Raw genomic sequence first — 19,510 nt, forward strand, 5'->3', positions numbered from 1 at the left:
CTATACGAGCACGCCGCGGAAGGATCAAGGGGCAAATGACGTTTCGATACGCCCGCGATAGGTCAATGTGGCGACATCGAACACCTGGATGCTCTGCGCTCCATCCGCCGCCTCGATCGTGATGAAAAGGCGCTGCCCGTCGGAAGTGGTGCCCACGATCCGGGCGCCCGCCGGCAACGTGACCGTTCCGGACAATTCCTGCCCGGAGGTCGGAGCTGAGACGGGCGGGGATGCAAGAGCGGGAACCTCGTCGCGCTTGACGAGACGCCACACGATCACCGACATGACCAGCACGAAACCGACAAACATGATGGCGGTCGACACGCCCACGAAGATGCGCATACGGCGGACGATCCGCGCGGTGCGCGGGTCCTCGTCGTCGGTCCGATCCTCGTCCTCGATGTGAGCCATGTCTGAAACCGATACCCGCCTCGATGTGACCCTTCCGCCCGATCTGGGAGGCGAAAGGCTGGACCGCGCGCTGGCGCAGGCGGTGCCCGATCTTTCACGCACCCGGATACAGGCGCTGATACGCGCGGGCAAGGTGGCCGTGAACGGGCGGGCCGTGGAGGACCCGGGGCTGAAGGTCCACGGCGGCGAAGAGACCTCCATCCTGATTCCGCCGCCTGAGCCCGCGATCCCACTGGCTGAGCCCATCCCGCTCGACGTGGCCTATGAGGATGACGAACTCATCGTTATCGACAAGCCGGCCGGCCTTGTCGTCCATCCCGGGGCCGGCAATTGGTCGGGAACCATGGTGAATGCGCTGCTCGCCCATTGCGCCGGTTCGCTTTCGGGCATTGGCGGCGTGGAGCGGCCGGGCATCGTTCACCGCCTCGACAAGGACACCTCCGGCCTGCTCGTCGTCGCCAAGAACGACCGCGCTCACCGCGCGCTTGCGGCACAATTTGCCGATCATGGCCGGACCGGGCCATTGGAGCGGGCTTATCTCGCGCTCGTCTGGGGGCCACTGCCCCGCCCACACGGCACCGTCGATGCTCCGATCGACCGCGACCCGCGCAACCGGGAAAAGATGCGGGTGTGCCCCCCGCAATATGGCCGCGAAGCCATCACCCATTGGGAGAGCCTGAAGCGCTTCGGGCCACGCGAGGCGCCCCTCGTGACATTGGTGCGTTGCCGGCTGGAGACGGGGCGCACGCACCAGATCCGCGTCCATCTCTCGCATATCGGTCACCCGGTGCTGGGTGATTCGGTCTATGGCGCGGGTTTCAAGACCAAGGCGCGCCATCTGCCCGAATCCGCGCGCGCGCGGCTCGAGGGGCTCGGCCGGCAGGCCCTTCATGCCGCGCACCTTGCGTTCGAGCACCCCGTGACCGGGGAGTTGATGTCATTCGACAGCCCCATTCCCGACGATATGGCGCAACTTGTGGAAGCGCTGTCCACGGAGCTTTAATCAGGATGCGGGCTTCACGGCGCTGTGAGTCCGCAGCCCCCTTATCGCCACACTAGGCGTTCCCTATATAGGGAGGGATGGCTGGCACCCGGGTGCGGCCACGCATGGCCTTGCCGTTCCGGGAGGCCAAAGGGGAAGAAATCATATGGCGCGTGCTGCGCTTCCAATCATTGTCAGCGACAGCGGCCTCAGCCGCTATCTCGATGAAATCCGCCGCTATCCCATGCTAGGCGCGGACGAGGAATTCATGCTGGCCAAAAGCTGGCGCGAACACGGCGATCGCGACGCCGCGCACCAGCTCGTTACCAGCCATTTGCGCCTCGTGGCCAAGATCGCCATGGGCTATCGCGGCTATGGACTGCCCATCGGCGAGGTGATTTCCGAGGGCAATGTCGGCCTCATGCAGGCCGTGAAACGCTTCGAGCCGGACAAGGGCTTCCGCCTGGCCACCTACGCCATGTGGTGGATCCGTGCCGCGATCCAGGAATACATTTTGCGCTCGTGGTCGCTCGTGAAGATGGGCACCACCGCGAACCAGAAGAAGCTGTTCTTCAACCTGCGCAAGGCCAAGAGCCAGATCTCGGCGCTGGACGAGGGAGATCTGCGTCCCGATCAGGTTAAGACCATCGCCACCCGTCTCGGCGTGTCCGAGGATGACGTCGTGTCCATGAACCGGCGTCTGTCGGGCGATTCATCCCTGAATTCGCCTTTGCGGAGCGACGAGGCGGATTCGGGCGAATGGCAGGATTGGCTTGTCGATGAAAGCGCGAGCCAGGAATCGATCCTCGCGGAATCGGAAGAGCTCGACAATCGGCGTGCGGCGCTGAAGCAGGCCATGGGCGTGCTGAACGACCGCGAGCGCCGCATCTTTGAAGCGCGCAAGCTGGCGGAGGAGCCGATCACGCTCGAGGAGCTTTCCACCGAGTTCGGCGTCTCGCGCGAGCGCGTGCGCCAGATCGAGGTGCGAGCCTTCGAGAAGGTTCAGCAGGCGGTTCGCGACAGCGTCGCCCTTCTGGAGGCCGGCAGCGGCTCTCCCCGGGCGGCGCTCGCCCATTCCTGAGCGGGCTGGACCCGGTCGATTTTGCAGGCGTCCCGGCGAATCCGCCCGGACGCTTTTTTATTGCGGAGACGGCACGCCCGGCTGGCCCTGCGAACCCGCGACTGGCGCGGATCCGGCCCAGGCGGCCAGGGCCTCGTTGAAGGCCCGCTCGCCCGGAGTGCCCTTTTCGATCGTCAGCACCGCGCGACGACCGTTGTCGTAGAGCAGCGGAATGTCGATCCAGGGACGCTCGCGCACGGCCTTCATGTTCTCGGCCAGATCACGCGGCGCAGCCGACAGGCCGATGAGGAAGAAGTTTGCCGTAACCTTCACCGACAGGCCGGACAGGGCCGCACCACCCGCTTCCTCGGACGGCTTGAACAGGATGCCCGGCACGGAGCTGATCCCCGCATTTGGGAAATCCGGCGGCAGGGTGAACTGGATATCGATCGTGTGGCTGGCCGGCAGCGTGGGATCGGTGTTGCGCTGCATCAGAAGGCTCGCCGAAATGTTGCGCTCCGGCACGCTGATGTCGCCGCGCAGAACCGTTTCCGACGAATTGGCCGCCGTTTCGGTACGCCACACGATTGAGCCCTGGAAGGCCGTCCCGCCTCTCTGGTCCGGCGTTTCTTCGTAAAGGATCGCCCGCTGCGCGACGAGGCTGGCAGAATCCTCGGACAGGGCGGGAGCCTCGTCCGGAACCGCGTCCGGCGCGACGGCCACCTCTTCAGGCGGCGGCGCGTTTGGTGTTTCGCTCGCTGCCGGAGGTGTTTCCGGAACGTCGGAAGACTGGCCGACGCGGTCGGTGTTCTTCGGCTCCATCTGCGTGGCAGGCTGGTTTTCGACCGGCGCGTCGCCAAGGCTGGCCGACAGCTGGTCACGCGCGAAATAGGCCCAGGCGCCCAGAGCGGCCAGCACGAGAACCGCAGCAACAGCGGCGATAGCCGGCCAACGCGAGCGGCTTGCCGGCAGCACATCGGCGCCTGCCGCGTTCTGCCCGGGAACGACGGGCGGCCTGAGCTGCGGCGCGCGCGGTGGCACCGGTGGGCGCGGTGCGTCGGCGCGCGGCCGTGCACGCGGCAGATCGCCGGCGGCAACCCGTTCCCTGACCTGACTATCGGCGGCGACGGCGCCCTGCGACGCGGCTTCGGCCGCCTCGCGGCCGGTTGATCCCACAGGCACGCTCGAGGCGCCCGGGACACCACCACCCATTTCCGACTCGAGACGGCGGACGGCTTCCTCAAGCGCCAGACGTTCGCGGGTGATCTCCGATTCGCTCAGCGGCGGATCGTAGCTGCGCAATTGCTTGACGATCGCCTGTCGCGCACGCTCGTAAACAGAACGGCGCGTTTCGGCCGTGTTGGGCTGAAGCCCGCCGACCGCTCGCGACAGAAGAGGGTAATAATCGGCCATATCGCCTTCGACTACGCACTCGGACGGATCGGACGACCGCCCTCCTCGGGGTTAATCCTGGAAAGGGTCGTGCACAAGGATCGTGTCCTCACGCTCGGGGCTTGTCGAGAGCAAAGCGACAGGACAACCGATCAGCTCCTCGATCCAGCGCACATATTTCACAGCCTGCGCCGGCAGGTCGGCCCAGGAGCGTGCACCATGGCTTGATTCGCTCCATCCGGCGATTGTCTCGTAGATGGGTTCGACGCGCGCCTGCTCGCCCTGGCCGGCGGGCAGACGATCGATCTCCTGCCCGTCGAGGCGGTAGCGGGTACAGACCTTGATCTCTTCGAGGCCGTCGAGGATGTCGAGCTTGGTCAGCGCTATGCCGGTGATGCCGGAGGTGCGCACGGTCTGGCGCACGGCCACGGCGTCGAACCAGCCGCAGCGGCGCGGACGGCCCGTGACAGTGCCGAACTCGCGGCCGCGCTCGCCAATCAGGCGGCCGGTCTCATCGAGCAGCTCGGTCGGGAACGGACCTTCGCCCACGCGGGTGGTGTAGGCCTTGGCGATGCCCAGCACATAGCCCACGGCGGAAGGGCCGAGGCCCGAGCCCGTGGCGGCCGCACCGGCCACCGTGTTGGACGAGGTCACGAACGGGTAGGTGCCGTGGTCCACGTCGAGCAGCGCGCCCTGCGCGCCCTCGAACAGCATGCGATCGCCCTTGCGGCGATGCTCGTCCAGCAGAACCCAGGTCGCGTCCATGAAGGGCAGCACCTTCGGCGCGGCGCTCGTCAGTTCCTCGACGACCGAATCGGCGGAGATTTCCTCCAGCCCCAGGCCACGCCGCAGCGCGTTGTGGTGGGCCAGAAGGCGCTCCACCTTGTCGCGGAGGCTTTCGGGATTGGCGAGATCCATCACGCGGATCGCGCGCCGGCCGACCTTGTCCTCATAAGCAGGGCCGATGCCGCGCTTCGTCGTGCCGATGCGGGTGCCGGAATTCGAGTTCTCGCGAATCGCGTCGAGCTCACGGTGAAGCGATAGGATGAGCGTGGCGTTTTCCGCGATGCGCAGGTTATCGCGGGTGATCTCGACGCCCTGCCCCTTCAGCCGTTCGACTTCGTCACCGAATGCGTGCGGATCGACCACGACGCCATTGCCGATGACCGACAGCTTGCCGCCACGCACCACGCCCGACGGAAGCAGGCTGAGCTTGTAGGTAACGCCGTCGATGACGAGGGTGTGCCCCGCATTGTGGCCACCCTGGAAGCGGACCACGACATGAGCTTTCTCAGAAAGCCAATCGACGATCTTGCCTTTACCCTCGTCGCCCCATTGGGCGCCGACCACGACTACGTTGGTCATCAGGTCTCTCTACGCAAAGCAAAAGAAGCCCCGGCCTGGCGGCAGGGAACTTGAACGGGTGGTAAAGGAACAGGCCCCAGAGGGCAAGCTGCGACGGCCCCACGCGACGGGACGGCGCAAGGGCGTGCGGTAAACGGGTCAGAACGTCAGGGGCCTGGCGTGGCGCACCATCGGCAGTTCGCGCACCTTCGCGATGACATGCTCCGGCACATCGCCATCGATCTGGACGAGCGCGATGGCGTTTCCGCCCTCGCTCTCGCGGCCCAGGGCGAACGTCGCGATGTTGACGCCGGCATCGCCCAGCATGCTGGCGAAACGGCCAACGAAGCCCGGCCGGTCCTCATTGGCGACATAGATCATCGAGGGCGCGAATTCCGCGTCGACCTTGATGCCCTTGATATCGACGATACGCGCCTTGCCGTCGCCGAACACCGTGCCGGATAGCGAGCGCTCGAAATCATCCGAATGCACGGACAGCGTGATCAGCGCCTCGTAATCGCTGGCCGCCTCGCTGGTCGTCTCCTCGACCACGATGCCGCGTTCCTTCGCCATGGCAGGGGCCGAAACCACGTTGACGCCCGCCAGCACCGGACGCAGCAGGCCGGCGATGGCCGCCGAAGTCAAAGCACGGATATTCATGCCCGCCACCTCGCCCTGATAGGTGATGCGCACGCGCTTGATGTCGCTCTCCGTCAGCTGGCCCGCGAACGAGCCCAGACGCTCCGCCAAAGTGATGAACGGACGCAGCTTCGGCGCTTCTTCCGCGCTGATCGAGGGAAAATTGACGGCATTGGTGATGGCGCCGCGCGTCAGGTAATCCGACATCTGCTCGGCCACCTGCAAAGCCACGTTCTCCTGCGCTTCGGTGGTGGCGGCGCCGAGATGCGGCGTGCAGACCACGCGCGGGTGCCCGAACAGGACATTTTCAGTCGCCGGCTCGGTGGCGAACACATCGATCGCGGCCCCCGCGACATGGCCGTTGTCGAGCGCCGCGCGCAACGCGTACTCGTCGATCAGGCCACCACGCGCGCAATTGATGATGCGCACACCCTTTTTGGTGCGGTTGAGATTGTCGGCGGAAAGGACGTTCTTCGTACGCTCGGTCAGCGGCGTGTGAAGGCTGATGAAATCCGCGCGGGTCAGAAGCTCGTCGAGTTCGACCTTCTCGACGCCGAGCGCCAGCGCCCGCTCCGCCGAGAGGAAGGGATCGTACGCAACCACCTTCATCTTCAGGCCGATGGCACGGTCGGACACGATGGAGCCGATATTGCCGCAGCCGATGACGCCGAGAGTCTTGCCCGTGATCTCGACACCGAGGAAGCGGTTCTTTTCCCAGCGGCCCGCCTGCGTAGAGGAGTCGGCAGCCGGGATCTCGCGTGCCAGCGCGAACATCAGCGCGATGGCATGCTCGGCCGTGGTGATGGAATTGCCGAATGGCGTGTTCATCACGATCACGCCCTTGGCCGTGGCCGCCGGCAGATCGACATTGTCGACGCCGATGCCGGCGCGGCCGATGACCTTCAGATTGCCGGCCTTGGCCAGCACCTTGGGCGTCACCTTAGTGGCAGAGCGGATCGCCAGCCCGTCATATTGGCCGATGATCTCGGCAAGGGCCTCACGGTCCTTGCCGAGATCTGGCTGATAATCGACCTCGACGCCGCGATCCCGGAAGATCTGGACGGCGGCGGGGGAAATCTTGTCGGAAATCAGAACGCGTGGAGCCATATCAGGCTGCCAGGCGCAATTCGGCCTTGCACTGCGCGAACGCCCAATCCAGCCAAGGCATCAAGGCTTCCAGATCGGAGGTCTCGACGGTCGAGGCGGTCCAGATGCGAATGCCCGCGGGCGCATCGCGATAGGAGCCGATATCGAAGGCCACGTTTTCAGCTTCGAGCAGCGCAACCAGCGACTTCGCGAAATCGGCCTGCGCCTTCTCGGAATGGCTCGTCACCTGCGGGTCAACGATCATCAGGCAGGCCTGCGTGTTGGACAAGGTGGCCGGATCGGCGGCCAGCATTTCCACCCACGGGGTGCGCGCCACCCAATCGGCAACGATTTTTGCATTCGCATCGGCGCGCGCGATCAGCGCCGGAAGGCCGCCGATCGACTTCGCCCAGGTCAGCGTGTCGATGTAATCCTCGACCGCCAGCATGGAAGGCGTGTTGATCGTCTCGCCCTGGAAGATGGCCTCAACGAGCTTGCCGTCCTTCGTCATGCGGAACAGCTTCGGCAGCGGCCAGGCCGGTGCGTACGTCTCGAGCCGCTCGACCGCGCGCGGCGACAGGATGAGCATACCGTGGGCCGCCTCGCCGCCCATCACCTTCTGCCAGGAGAAGGTGATGACATCGAGCTTGGACAGATCGAGATCCTGCGCGAACGCCGCCGACGTGGCGTCGCAGATCGTCAGACCCTTGCGATCGGCCGGAATCCAGTCGCCATTCGGCACGCGCACGCCGGACGTGGTGCCGTTCCAGGCAAAGACGACGTCGCGGTCGAAATCGACCTTGGAGAGATCCGGGAGATGACCATAATCGCCCATCATGACGCGCACATCGTCGATGCGCAGCTGTTCGGTGATGTCGATGACCCAATCCTTGCTGAACGCTTCCCACGCCAGCACATCGACCCCACGCGGGCCGAGCAGAGACCACATGGCCATTTCCACGGCGCCGGTGTCGGACGCGGGCACGATGGCGATGCGGTAATCCTGGGGAACCTGAAGAACGTCGCGCGTAAGATCGATCGCCTGCTTCAGGCGGTTCTTGCCGATGGGAGCGCGGTGGGAGCGGCCGAGAGGAGCGTTCTTGAGAGCGTCCAGGGTCCAGCCGGGGCGTTTCGTCGTCGGTCCGCACGAAAAACGCGGGTTCGCCGGCCGGAGGCCGGGCATATCCTTGGTCATAACCTATCCTTCCAGATAGAAGCCTCTCGGTGGGGAGAGGTGGCCCAAGGATGAAATTATAGAAACTCCAGCCTGCGTCAAGCGTGAGGATGACCTGCCCGATACTTATGCTCAGAATGGCAGGGTTCGGCCGAACCGGCGCTGCAACCACGCGTCCATCCCGCTCAGCACCCGGCCGCGTCCCGCTGCCTCCGCCATCATGCGCAGGTCCGTCTGTTCCTGCTGCAGGAAGATGTGCGATCGCACGCCGCGCGGCAATTGCGCGATCTCCCTCAGCACGAAGTCGGCCTGAGGGACCTGAGCGACGGGCAGATCATCGAAGGCCCGTTTCTGGAAGTCCGGACGGCAATATGTGCCCATGGCTCCGGTGTGGGTTGACCGGGCCAGCACGGGCTGCACGGAACGCAGCTCCGGCCGGCTGGCGAGCAGGCCGAAGATCGACCAATCCCAACCGAGCCGCGTTCGCCAGTTCGCGGCACGCCCGCCAAGTCGCCTTCGGGGTTTCACATCCGGATGCCACACCGGCGCGATCAGGCTGCGCCATTCCTCCTGCCGGGCGGCGAAGCCGAGCGAGTTGAACGTGCGGCTTTCGAACACTTCCGCTGGCCAGGCCGGGTCCGAAAGATAGCCGGCGCTTTCGCACGGGCCCGCCATGAGATTGAGGCACAACCAGTGAGGCTGGTGATGGCGCTCGAACCACATCGCCAAGGCCAGGGCATCCGGCGCCAACCGCAGATCCTCCTCCAGATAGACATTCAAGGACGAGCCGCTGTCGAAAGCCCTCTTCTGGACGTGGTAAGGATTGGCCTGGATGCCGAGAACGCGCTCATTGACCCGCAGATCGAGATCAGCCGAGGAAAGCAAAGTTCTGCAAAGCTCGACAATGTCCTGCGCTGCCGGCGAAGGCTCGACGGCCACGAAGATCTTCCAACCCGTGAGATCGTTCTCGCGCAGGGAAAGCAGCATGTCCCGCAGAAGCTCGGGTCGCGCCATTGCCGTGATCGTGATGGTGCGCGGCACGATGACCTCCTCGACGCCGTGTCAGGATGACACGAGAACTTTCCGAATCACGCCAATCTTCCGGACATCATGCTTCGCTTCGGTTTTCTGATCGCCCTCATGTCCGTCGCCGGAGCCGTTCTGCTGTACAGCCTCCGTCCGTCAGGGCCGGATGTGCCGCCGCTCGATCGCTTTCCAATCCAGGGCATTGACGTCAGTCATCACCAGAAGGCGATCGACTGGAACGCCGTGTCGCGCGATCCGCGGGTGCGCTTCGTCTACATGAAGGCGACGGAAGGCGGCGACCACCGCGACACCCGCTTCCGCGAGAACTGGGACGGCGCGGCACAGGCCGGCCTCGTGCGCGGGGCCTACCATTACTTCACGTTCTGCCGCCCGGGAAAAGAACAGGCGCAAAACGTGATGGAGGTGGTCCCCGCCGAGGCGGGAACCCTCCCCCTCGCCGTCGATCTCGAGTTCCACGGCAATTGCACGGACGCGATCCCGGCTGCGAAACTCGGAGCCGAACTCGCAGGCTTCCTGGCCGAGGTGAAAGGCTTCTATGGGCGCGATCCGATCCTCTATGGCGAACAGGATTTCTTCGACCGCTTTACGGCCGAGGATCCGAACACCTTTCCTCCGCTGCGCATCTGGCTGCGGAGCATCGGCGTCGAGCCGCGACAGGAAAGATGCGCCCGCTGGACGATCTGGCAGCACGCAGACACGGGAAATGTGCAAGGCGTCACCGGACCGGTGGACCTGAACGCATTTTGCGGCGGAGCCGAGGATTTTCGAGCGTTCGTGAACTCGTCCTTGGATGATGGGGCCGGTCGCTAGCCGACACAGCAAAATGCCCGGCCGAAGCCGGGCATCGCATCGTCCTGGGCCGGGTTTCGCTCAGTTGAACTGATAGCGAACCGCCACCTTCACATCGTGCGAGTCGATGTTGTCGAAATTGTACGGGTTGAACTGGAAGTCGACACCGTCCGGCGTCAGCAGATTGTCGGTGCTGGCATCGCCGAGGTTCAGATAGCGATAGGCCACTTCGAAGGTCCAGTTGCGCGAGACGTCGAACGCCAGGCCGGCATGGAGCGCCCAGGCGAAATTCCAGGTCTCGGTGTCGCCGCTGACGCCCGTGGCCGTGCCGGGAACGACGGGGTTGAAGTCGGTGAAGTCGGCGATCTTGACGCGCGCCGCGCCGATGCCGGCGCCGACGAACGGCGTCATGATGCCGTAGCTCGGCAGGTCGAAATAGGCGTTAGCCAGCACGACCCATTCGCTCTTGCTGCCGGTGTAGACGTTTGAACCGGCCAGATCGCCGTCGCCGTCATAATAGAAGTCGAGGCCGTTGAAATCCGATTCGAAACGGTGTTCGCCCGTCACATCGACGCGGAGATGCTTGTTGAAGCGATAACCGACGCCGAGACCGAGCAGCGCGGAGGCATCGAAATCGCTGTTCACGAGGTCGAAATCGGCACCCGGCAGGAAGAAGATGGGCGAGCTGAAATCATCGACCCGCTGATTGGTGATGCCGACATCGCCACGCAGGTACCATCCGCCGAACTGCACCGCCTCGATCGGCGCGGGCTCCACGAAATCCGGCATGTCCGCTGCCGAGACCATGGTCGACATCAGCGTCGCGCCGCCAAGAACAACAACTCCAGCCAGTTTCGAAGTCAGCATAGCCCGCCCCATTCAATTGGACCGGGTCTGCGCCGGTCTCGGAATGAAGGGGAATGTGCCGTCTAATACTTAAGATGGTATTAACCTTAACAGAAATGTCTATCTGCGGTTGCGCAATTTACCATATTGCGAGCCGGACGGTCGTTCAGGCAGCGGCCGCCGCCTGCACTGCGTCGACGATGTCATCGACCACCCGCTCCACCAGAACCGGATCGTCTCCTTCCGCCATGACGCGGATAACCGGCTCTGTGCCGGACGGACGAATGACGAGTCGTCCACCGCCGCCCAGCCGCTCACGCCCCGCCTCGATGGCGCTGACGACACCGTCCTTTTCCAACGGCTTGCCCGCCCGGTAGCGCACGTTCTTGAGGATCTGCGGCAACGGCTCGAACCGGCGGCACACCTCGGACACGGAGCGCTGTTGCCGGCGCACGACCGAGAGCACCTGCAGCGCCGCGAGAAGGCCGTCGCCGGTCGTGGTGTAATCGGACAGGATGATGTGGCCGGATTGCTCGCCGCCGACATTGAACCCGCCCTCGCGCATGGCCTCGGAAACGTACCGGTCTCCCACCGGGGTACGGACGAGATCGAGACCGATGCCTTCGAGAAAACGCTCCAGTCCGAGATTGGACATGATGGTGGAGACGATACCGGGACGCGACAGCCGCCCCTCATCCTTCCAGCTCTCGGCGATGACCGCCATCAATTGATCGCCGTCGATGACGCTGCCCTTCTCGTCCACCAGGATGAGGCGATCGGCGTCTCCATCCAGCGCGATGCCGATGTCGCCGCGCACTTCGTGCACCTTCTGGATGAGGGCCTTGGGCGCGGTCGAGCCGACCTCCTTGTTGATGTTGAAGCCGTCCGGCTCAACGCCGATGGTCACGACCTCGCAACCAAGCTCCCACAAAGCTTCGGGCGCCACGCGATAGGCGGCGCCGTTCGCGCAGTCGAGCACGACGCGCAGCCCCTCGAAGCTGACATCCCGCGTCAGGGTGCGCTTGGCGAATTCGATATAGCGGTCGTGCACGCCCTCGATGCGCCGCGCGCGGCCAAGCGCCGCCGACGCCGCAAGACGCGGGCCGAGATCCTGGTCGAGGAGCGCCTCGATCTCGCGCTCCACATCGTCGGACAGCTTGAGCCCGTCCGGTCCGAACAGCTTGATGCCGTTGTCGTCGTAGGGATTGTGCGAGGCGGAGATCATCACGCCGATGTCGCAGCGCATGGAACGCGTCAGCATCGCCACGGCCGGCGTCGGCATCGGGCCGAGCAGCAGCACGTCCATGCCCACAGAGGTAAAGCCGGCAACGAGCGCATTCTCGATCATGTAGCCGGACAGCCGCGTGTCCTTGCCGATGACGACGCGGTGGCGATGCCCGCCCCGGTTGAACATCAGGCCGGCGGCCATGCCCACTTTGAGGGCAAGATCCGGGGTGATCGGAAACTGGTTGGCGCGGCCGCGAATGCCGTCGGTGCCGAAATATTTCCGACTCATCCGGAAAACTCCCTCAAACGCAATCGGGGCCTTCTATCCCAGATTGCGTCGGCGCACGTTCAAAAATGATGAGCGAAGATTACAGATCGTAAAAACGAAAAGCCCGGCCGAGGCCGGGCTTTTATTGGGAGGTCTGAGGCGATCAGGCCTGCGGCTGCGGCTCCATGCCGGCATCCGGGCGCGCACGGCCCCTGCCGGTGGTGGGCACCGAAGATCCTCGCGGCGGGCGCGGCGTGTCCGCATCCTCGCGCACCGGCGGCTTGCCGGCGAGCAGGCCGACGATCTCGTCGCCCGACAGGGTCTCGTATTCGAGAAGGCCCTGCGACAAGGTCTCGAGCTGGTCGTTCTTCTCGGTCAGGATCTGCTTTGCCGCGGCATAGCCCTCCTCCACGAGACGGCGGACTTCCGCATCGATCTTGCGGGCGGTCTCCTCCGACACCGTGTTCTGCTTGCCCATCTGGTAGCCCAGGAACACCTCTTCCTGATCGCTGCCATACATGACCGTGCCGAGCTGGTCGGAGAAACCCCATTGCGTGACCATCGCGCGGGCGAGCTTGGTCGCCTGCTGGATGTCGGAGGAGGCACCCGACGTCACCTTTTCGGCGCCGAAGGTGATTTCCTCAGCCACGCGTCCGCCCATGAGGATGGCCAGCCGCGAGGTCATCTGCTCGTAGGACATGGACAGCTTGTCCCGCTCGGGCAGCTGCATGACCATGCCGAGGGCACGGCCGCGCGGGATGATCGTGGCCTTGTGGACCGGATCGGTGGCCGGCACGTTGAGCGCCACGATGGCATGACCGCCCTCATGATAGGCCGTCAGGATCTTCTCCTGCTCGGTCATGACGAGCGTCTTGCGCTCGGCGCCCATCATGATCTTGTCCTTGGCATCCTCGAATTCCTGATGCGTGACCATGCGCTTGGAACGCCGGGCCGCCATCAGGGCGGCTTCGTTGACGAGGTTCATCAGGTCTGCGCCGGAGAAGCCGGGCGTGCCACGGGCCAGGGTCTTGAGGTTCACGTCCGGCGCCAGCGGCACCTTGCGGGCGTGCACCTTCAGGATCCGCTCGCGACCCACGACATCCGGATTCGGCACGACGACCTGACGGTCGAAGCGGCCGGGACGCAGAAGCGCCGGATCCAGCACGTCCGGACGGTTCGTCGCGGCGATGATGATGATGCCTTCGTTCGCCTCGAAGCCGTCCATCTCCACGAGGAGCTGGTTCAGGGTCTGCTCGCGCTCGTCATTGCCGCCGCCGAGGCCGGCGCCGCGATGACGGCCGACCGCGTCGATTTCGTCGATGAAGATGATGCACGGCGCGTTCTTCTTGGCCTGCTCGAACATGTCGCGCACGCGGCTGGCGCCGACGCCCACGAACATCTCCACAAAGTCCGAACCCGAAATGGTGAAGAACGGCACGGCGGCTTCGCCGGCGACAGCGCGGGCGATCAGCGTCTTGCCGGTTCCGGGAGGGCCGACGAGCAGCACGCCGCGCGGAATGCGGCCGCCGAGGCGCTGGAACTTCTGCGGATCACGCAGGAATTCCACGATCTCGGTGAGGTCGTCCTTGGCCTCGTCCACACCCGCGACGTCGTCAAAGGTGACGCGGCCATGCGCTTCCGTCAGCAGCTTGGCCTTGGACTTGCCGAAGCCCATGGCCTTGCCGGCGCCGCCCTGCATCTGCCGCGACAGGAACACCCACACGCCGATCAGCGCCACGAAGGGCAGCCAGTTCAGCAGGAGCGCCAGGAACCAGGGCATCGAATCCTGCGGAGCGCGGGCCGTCACGGTCACGCCTTTGTTGTAGAGGCGCTCCACAAGGCTGGGATCGTTCGGGGAATAGGTCTTGAAGGCGCGGCCATCGGTGTAGGTGCCCGAAATATTCGGTCCCTCAATGAGCACGTCACGCACTCTCTGATTGTCCACCTCCCTCAGCAATTGGCTGAAGGAAATCTCGTTCGCCGCAGTGCGATCATTCGGGCTCTGGAACAGAGTGAACAGGGCAAGCAGCAGCAGAACGATGATGACCCAGAGGGCAAAATTCCGGTAATTCGGGTTCATCACGGGCCTTTCGGGCGTGGCGCATCCTGGACGTAAAGGGCGGAGCGCAGGCCCCTCCCCGCAAATGTAAGGATCAGCTGCCGCCTTGCCAAGTCGGGGAAATGCCGTGCCGCGCCGGCAATCTCATGCAGGTCAAGATGCGGCCCCCGGCGCGTCACCCGCAAGGGACCGCCGCGGCGGCGCCGGAGCCACGACAACCACACCGTGGCGAACCGATACGGCCACGCCCGCCAGCGTGCGGCGCGCCATGACGCCGCGCTCCAACCCCGTGCGAAGCTCGTCGGCCAGCCGCTCCGCCCGTTCCAGCCTCGGCTGACGGCCGCCGATCGTCCGCACCGCCCGGATCAACGCGCGCAAGGTGATCTCCGCCGGCGCTGCGCACCATGCGTCACCGCTGAAAACAAGGCGATCGCCCTCCCCGCTCGCAGTTTCGCTCCACAGCCTGTCGACCTGCATGTCGAGCGCCTGTTCCACCCGCCCCATGCGGCGGGCCAGAGCGCCGAGCCGGGCGAGGCTGAGCCCCTCGCCTTCGAGCACGGCGCGCGCGGCCCTCAGCCTTGGGCGCGCGAACCGCGGATCGACGTTCATCGCATCCTCGCTCCAGGCGATATCGCGCTCCCGAAGCGTTGCCACCAGCCGGGCCTTCGGCACGTTCAGCAAGGGACGCACATGAACGATGCCATCGCGCAGAACGGCAGGCCGCATACCGGAAAGGCCGCTCGGTCCTGATCCGGCGGCCAGGCGCATCAGCACGGTTTCGGCCTGGTCGTCGGCGGTATGGGCCGTAACCATGTGGCTGAGTCCCTCGATCTGCGCAAATTTCACCAGGAGGGAATAGCGGGCCTCCCGCGCCCTGCGCTCGATCCCCGACACAGGCTTTTCGCCGTTCCACGACAGGATCGCGTGCTCGACGCCGCACCGGCCGGCCAACGCACCGGCCGCCTCCGCCTCCGCCCTGCTTTCCGCGCGCAGACCGTGATCGACGATCGCCGCCAGCAGACGGGGCCGCCGGGCCTCCCGGCCCCATTCCGACATCAGCGCCAGGAGCGCCGACGAATCCGCGCCGCCCGACAGTGCAATCAGCACGCCCTCGGCGTCTTGCAGCGGAGCCAACAGGCGCGCCGCCTCCTCTGTGCGGATCGCCGAGACGTCGTCCTGCGTCATCGGGCCGCTCTCGGAAGCAATGAGAATCGCTGCGTTGTCATGGAAAAGCCGCTGTCATCATGACACGTTCGAACGCCTCCAGATTTTCCCCGTTCGCCGCGGAATGATTAACCTTACGCTTAAGCGGAACCGGTACATTCAGCTTTCATTATACAGGCGGCAATGCTCCAATCCGGCTGCATAGCGCAGCGGGCCGCAAGCCTGAACGCCTGGACATTCTTTTCGGAAAGAAACTTCGTTGCGTCGTCGCGATCTGCTCCTTGGCGCTGCTGCCGTCCCGTTTGCCTCGGGATTGCTCTATCAGCTCACCCAAATTCCGCTCGCCCAGACCGGCGAGGCCACGCCCTTCACGGCAGCCCAGGTGCGCCAATTGGCGCGCCAGCTCGCGGAGAAGCCTTTCAAGGCTCCCGATGTCAGCCTGCCGGAAAATCTTCGCGATCTTCCCTACGATCTTTATCGGGATCTCCGCTGGATTCCTGAACGCTCGCTGTGGCGCGGCGAAGGCCTGCCCTTCGAAGTGCAGTTCTTCCATCGCGGCTTTCTCTATTCGAACCGGGTCGACGTCTCGGTCGTCACCGATGGCCAGGCGCGGCCGGTTGTCTATTCGCCGAGCCAGTTCACCTTCGGCCGCGTGCCCCCGCCGCCCGCCGATGCCAATCTCGGTTTCTCCGGCTTCCGCATCCACGGGCCGATCAACAATGCGAGCTATTTCGACGAGATCGCCGTCTTCCAGGGCGCCAGCTATTTCCGCTCGCTCGCCAAGGGCCAGACCTATGGCCTCTCGGCGCGTGGTCTCGCGATCAAGACCGCGGATGGCGCCGGCGAGGAATTCCCCGTGTTCCGGCAGTTCTGGCTGGAACGGCCCGCGCCCGGCACCTCATCCATTGTCGTCCACGCGATTCTCGACAGTGAAAGCGCCGCGGCCGCATATCGGTTCACGATCCGCCCGGGTGACGTGACGATCTTCGACGTGGAGATGGCGATCTATCCGCGAGTCGAGATCACCCAGGCCGGCCTCGCACCGCTGACGTCGATGTTCTATTTCGACAGCAACGATCGGATCCGCATCGACGATTTCCGGCCTGGCGTGCACGATTCGGACGGGCTGGCCATGTACAACGGCCGTGGCGAGCGCATCTGGCGACCTCTGACCAATCCGACCAAGCTCCAGATCAGCGTGTTCCGCGACGTCAATCCGCGCGGATTCGGCCTGATGCAGCGGCAGCGCACGTTCGCCGATTACGAGGATCTCGAAGCCCGCTACGAGCGCCGGCCAAGCCTGTGGGTAGAGCCCATCGGCGATTGGGGCGAAGGCGGCGTCCAGCTCATCGAGATCCCGACCCAGGGCGAGATCCACGACAACATCGTGGCCTTCTGGCGCCCGCGCCAGCCGCTCCAGAAGGGCAGTGAATACCTCTACAATTATCGCCTGCACTGGTGCGCCAACGGCCCGACCGACACGCCGGACCTCGCCCGCATGATGCGCACCAGCGCGGGCGCCATCGGCGAGAACCGCCGCCTCTTCGTCATCGACGTGGAAGGCGCTCGCGTCAGCCAGACGCCGATCGAGGACATCCGCGTCGATGTCAGCGCCAGCGCGGGCAAGATCGAGCATCCGGTGCTGCAGGTTAACCCCGAGAACGGCGGTTGGCGCATCAACTTCCACCTCATTCCGGACGACAACCCGCTGATCGAGCTGCGCGCCGTCGTGATGAGGGGCGATCAGCCCGTGTCCGAGGTATGGGTCTATCGATGGACGCAGTAAGCCAGGCGGTGACGGACGCTTCGGCGTTCCGCGCACTTCCCGAGGAAGCCCCGCTGGACATGCCTGTCCAGTCGCTGTGGCGCAAGCCGCAGGTCAAGGGCGTGCCGGCCTCGGCGCCACCGCTGCGCTTCCTGCGCTGGATGGCCGTGCTGGCGCCTGCGATCGCGCTGACGGCCCTTGGCGCCTCGGAAATGTACAGCGTGCTGAACGTCAGCGGCCTGACCTATCTGGAAACGGTCGTCCTCGTTCTGTTCGTGGCGCTGTTCGCCTGGATCGCCTTCTCGCTGTGCAGCTCCCTCCCGGGTTTCGTATCGCTGATCACCCGCAATGGCTGGAAGCTCGGCATTCACCCGGGAAATCCCCTGCCCGAGCTTCAGGCGCGCACCGCGCTGCTGATGCCGATCTACAACGAGGAACCTGCCCGCATCCTGGCCGGCCTACAGGCCATCTACGAGGACCTCGTCGCGAGCGGCCGGATCGAGCATTTCGACATCTTTATCCTCAGCGACACCACCGATCCGGACGTGTGGATCGAAGAGGAAGCGGCCTTTCTCGGCCTGCGTGAGCGCACCGGCGGACACGACCGCATCTTTTACCGCCGCCGCGCACAGAATATCGAGCGCAAGGCTGGCAACATTTCCGAATGGGTGCGCAGGTTCGGCAGCCGTTACGATCAGTTCCTGATCTTCGACGCCGACAGCGTGATGAGCGCGGATGCCATCGTGCGTCTGGCCGACGGCATGGAGCGCAATCCGGATGTCGGCCTGATCCAGACCCTGCCCGTCATCGTCAACGGCTCCACCCTATTCGCTCGTCTCCAGCAATTCGCCGGCCGCGTCTATGGCCCTCTGATCGCCCACGGCATCGCCTGGTGGCACGCCTCCGAGGGTAATTACTGGGGCCACAACGCGATGATCCGCACCCGCGCCTTCGCGGAGCAGGCCGGCCTGCCGCATCTGCGGGGCCGGTCGCCTTTCGGCGGGCACATCCTCAGCCACGATTTCATCGAAGCCGCCCTGATGCGGCGCGCCGGCTGGGCCATTCACATGGTGCCGGGCCTGCAGGGCAGCTATGAGGAAAGCCCCCCCTCGCTCACCGATGTCGCCGCGCGCGACCGTCGCTGGTGTCAGGGCAACCTTCAGCACATGGCCGTGCTGCCGGCGCGCGGTCTCCATCCCATCAGCCGCCTGCATCTTCTCGTCGGCATCGGCTCTTACATCACCGCGCCGATGTGGCTGGCATTTCTCACCACCGGCGTCCTGATCTCGTTGCAGGCGCGTTTCGTGCCGCCGCAATATTTCGGCAACGAGCTGTCATTGTTCCCCACCTGGCCGGCGCAGGACCCCGTGCGCGCGGCCTGGGTGTTCGCGGGCACGATGGGCATTCTGCTCCTGCCGAAGATCCTGTCCTACATCGCGCTGCTGACACGTCCGGACGATCGCCGCGGCTGCGGCGGCGCCATCCGCGCCTTCTTCAGCATGCTTCTGGAGACATTCATTTCCGGCCTCATCGCGCCGGTCATGATGCTGATCCAGTCGGTCGCGGTGTTCGACATCCTGATCGGACGGGACGCCGGGTGGAAACCCCAGCGCCGCGACGACGGGTCCATCCCGTTCACCGAGATCATGGGCCGCTATTCTTGGCACACGGCGTTCGGCATCCTCACCGCCTGGGGCGCATATGAAGTATCGCCCTCGCTGTTCCTCTGGATGACGCCGATCATCCTGGGCATGGTGCTGGCCATTCCGCTCGCAGCGCTTACCGCCTGGCGCAATTTCGGCATCGGCACGCGTCGCCTCGGCCTCTTCCTCATCCCCGAGGAAACCGCGCCACCGCCCGTATTGGCCCGCGCCCGCGAGCTCGCGCGCCAGCTTCAGGCCGAGCGCGCGGAGATGAAAGCGGTCGAAAGGCTGGCATCGGACACCGAATTGCTGGCCGCCCACCGCGCCATGCTGCCGCCGCCCCGCACACGGCGCAGTGGCGGCGTGGATGCCAATCTGCTGATCGGCCTGGCCAAGATCGACGATCTCGACGACGAGCCGTTCGAGACCGTCGTCAAGGATCTGACCCCGCGCGAGCTCAGCGCCGTGCTGGGCGATCGGCGTGGATTGGAACGCCTGCTGTCGCTCGCGGAAGGTTCAAAGCACGCAGCCGCGGGCGTACCGACGGCATAAAAAAGGGCGGGAAGCCTGGCCTCCCGCCCTTATCATTTCAGCATTCCGGAACGGCTATCAAT

At 65.0% G+C, this 19,510-nt stretch carries 15 protein-coding genes; 5 read left to right on the forward strand and 10 right to left on the reverse strand.

Going from position 1 to position 19,510, the window contains the following annotated elements; all coding sequences use genetic code 11:
* Positions 1–24: 24 nt before the first annotated feature.
* On the reverse strand, positions 25–411 hold the full coding sequence (locus ACQ6S1_RS05265; protein WP_445040087.1) for a DUF6476 family protein: 387 nt from the start codon (positions 409–411) through the stop codon (positions 25–27).
* Here ACQ6S1_RS05265 and ACQ6S1_RS05270 point away from each other — a divergent pair.
* Both ACQ6S1_RS05270 and rpoH read left to right on the forward strand, forming a co-directional pair.
* Positions 410–1,414, forward strand: a complete 1,005-nt coding sequence (locus tag ACQ6S1_RS05270) for an RluA family pseudouridine synthase (protein WP_445040088.1) — start codon at positions 410–412, stop codon at positions 1,412–1,414. The genes ACQ6S1_RS05265 and ACQ6S1_RS05270 overlap by 2 nt on opposite strands.
* A 145-nt stretch (positions 1,415–1,559) precedes the next feature.
* Positions 1,560–2,474 (forward strand): RNA polymerase sigma factor RpoH, encoded by a 915-nt coding sequence (gene rpoH / locus ACQ6S1_RS05275; RefSeq protein ID WP_445040089.1) that lies wholly within the window; start codon positions 1,560–1,562, stop codon positions 2,472–2,474.
* 57 nt (positions 2,475–2,531) lie between these two features.
* Here rpoH and ACQ6S1_RS05280 read toward each other — a convergent pair whose 3' ends face one another.
* From ACQ6S1_RS05280 to ACQ6S1_RS05300, 5 genes are all read right to left on the reverse strand, one after another.
* On the reverse strand, positions 2,532–3,866 hold the full coding sequence (locus tag ACQ6S1_RS05280; RefSeq protein WP_445040090.1) for a hypothetical protein: 1,335 nt from the start codon (positions 3,864–3,866) through the stop codon (positions 2,532–2,534).
* A 51-nt stretch (positions 3,867–3,917) separates the two neighbouring features.
* Positions 3,918–5,210: an adenylosuccinate synthase gene (locus ACQ6S1_RS05285; protein ID WP_445040091.1), complete on the reverse strand. Its 1,293-nt coding sequence runs from the start codon at positions 5,208–5,210 to the stop codon at positions 3,918–3,920.
* A gap of 138 nt (positions 5,211–5,348) precedes the next feature.
* Positions 5,349–6,935, reverse strand: a complete 1,587-nt coding sequence (gene serA / locus ACQ6S1_RS05290) for a phosphoglycerate dehydrogenase (RefSeq protein WP_445040092.1) — start codon at positions 6,933–6,935, stop codon at positions 5,349–5,351.
* A 1-nt stretch (position 6,936) separates the two neighbouring features.
* Entirely contained in the window at positions 6,937–8,109 is a 1,173-nt protein-coding gene (locus tag ACQ6S1_RS05295) for a phosphoserine transaminase (protein ID WP_445040093.1), read from the reverse strand.
* 111 nt (positions 8,110–8,220) lie between these two features.
* Positions 8,221–9,129, reverse strand: a complete 909-nt coding sequence (locus ACQ6S1_RS05300; RefSeq protein WP_445040094.1) for a hypothetical protein — start codon at positions 9,127–9,129, stop codon at positions 8,221–8,223.
* A gap of 69 nt (positions 9,130–9,198) precedes the next feature.
* Between ACQ6S1_RS05300 and ACQ6S1_RS05305 the strand changes: the two genes are divergently transcribed.
* Positions 9,199–9,945 (forward strand): GH25 family lysozyme, encoded by a 747-nt coding sequence (locus ACQ6S1_RS05305; protein ID WP_445040095.1) that lies wholly within the window; start codon positions 9,199–9,201, stop codon positions 9,943–9,945.
* 60 nt (positions 9,946–10,005) lie between these two features.
* Here the strand turns inward: ACQ6S1_RS05305 and ACQ6S1_RS05310 are convergent, their stop codons facing one another.
* The 4 genes from ACQ6S1_RS05310 to tilS form a co-directional block, all read right to left on the reverse strand.
* Positions 10,006–10,791, reverse strand: a complete 786-nt coding sequence (locus tag ACQ6S1_RS05310; protein ID WP_445040096.1) for an outer membrane protein — start codon at positions 10,789–10,791, stop codon at positions 10,006–10,008.
* 145 nt (positions 10,792–10,936) lie between these two features.
* Complete coding sequence (gene glmM / locus ACQ6S1_RS05315; protein WP_445040097.1) at positions 10,937–12,286, reverse strand: phosphoglucosamine mutase; 1,350 nt, start codon at positions 12,284–12,286, stop codon at positions 10,937–10,939.
* 142 nt (positions 12,287–12,428) lie between these two features.
* The gene (ftsH, locus tag ACQ6S1_RS05320; RefSeq protein ID WP_445040098.1) at positions 12,429–14,345 is read right to left on the reverse strand and encodes an ATP-dependent zinc metalloprotease FtsH; all 1,917 of its coding nucleotides are present in this window, start codon (positions 14,343–14,345) and stop codon (positions 12,429–12,431) included.
* A 132-nt stretch (positions 14,346–14,477) separates the two neighbouring features.
* Positions 14,478–15,509, reverse strand: a complete 1,032-nt coding sequence (gene tilS, locus ACQ6S1_RS05325) for a tRNA lysidine(34) synthetase TilS (protein WP_445040099.1) — start codon at positions 15,507–15,509, stop codon at positions 14,478–14,480.
* Between the two features lie 238 nt (positions 15,510–15,747).
* Here tilS and ACQ6S1_RS05330 point away from each other — a divergent pair, with 238 nt between their 5' ends.
* Positions 15,748–17,274, forward strand: a complete 1,527-nt coding sequence (locus tag ACQ6S1_RS05330) for an OpgD/OpgG family glucan biosynthesis protein (protein WP_445040100.1) — start codon at positions 15,748–15,750, stop codon at positions 17,272–17,274.
* Positions 17,262–19,448, forward strand: coding sequence for a glucans biosynthesis glucosyltransferase MdoH (mdoH, locus tag ACQ6S1_RS05335; RefSeq protein WP_445040101.1), 2,187 nt, complete (start codon positions 17,262–17,264; stop codon positions 19,446–19,448). The genes ACQ6S1_RS05330 and mdoH overlap by 13 nt, the downstream gene beginning before the upstream one ends.
* Positions 19,449–19,510: the final 62 nt, after the last annotated feature.

The sequence above is a fragment of the Terrihabitans aquatilis genome, from assembly GCF_052542005.1.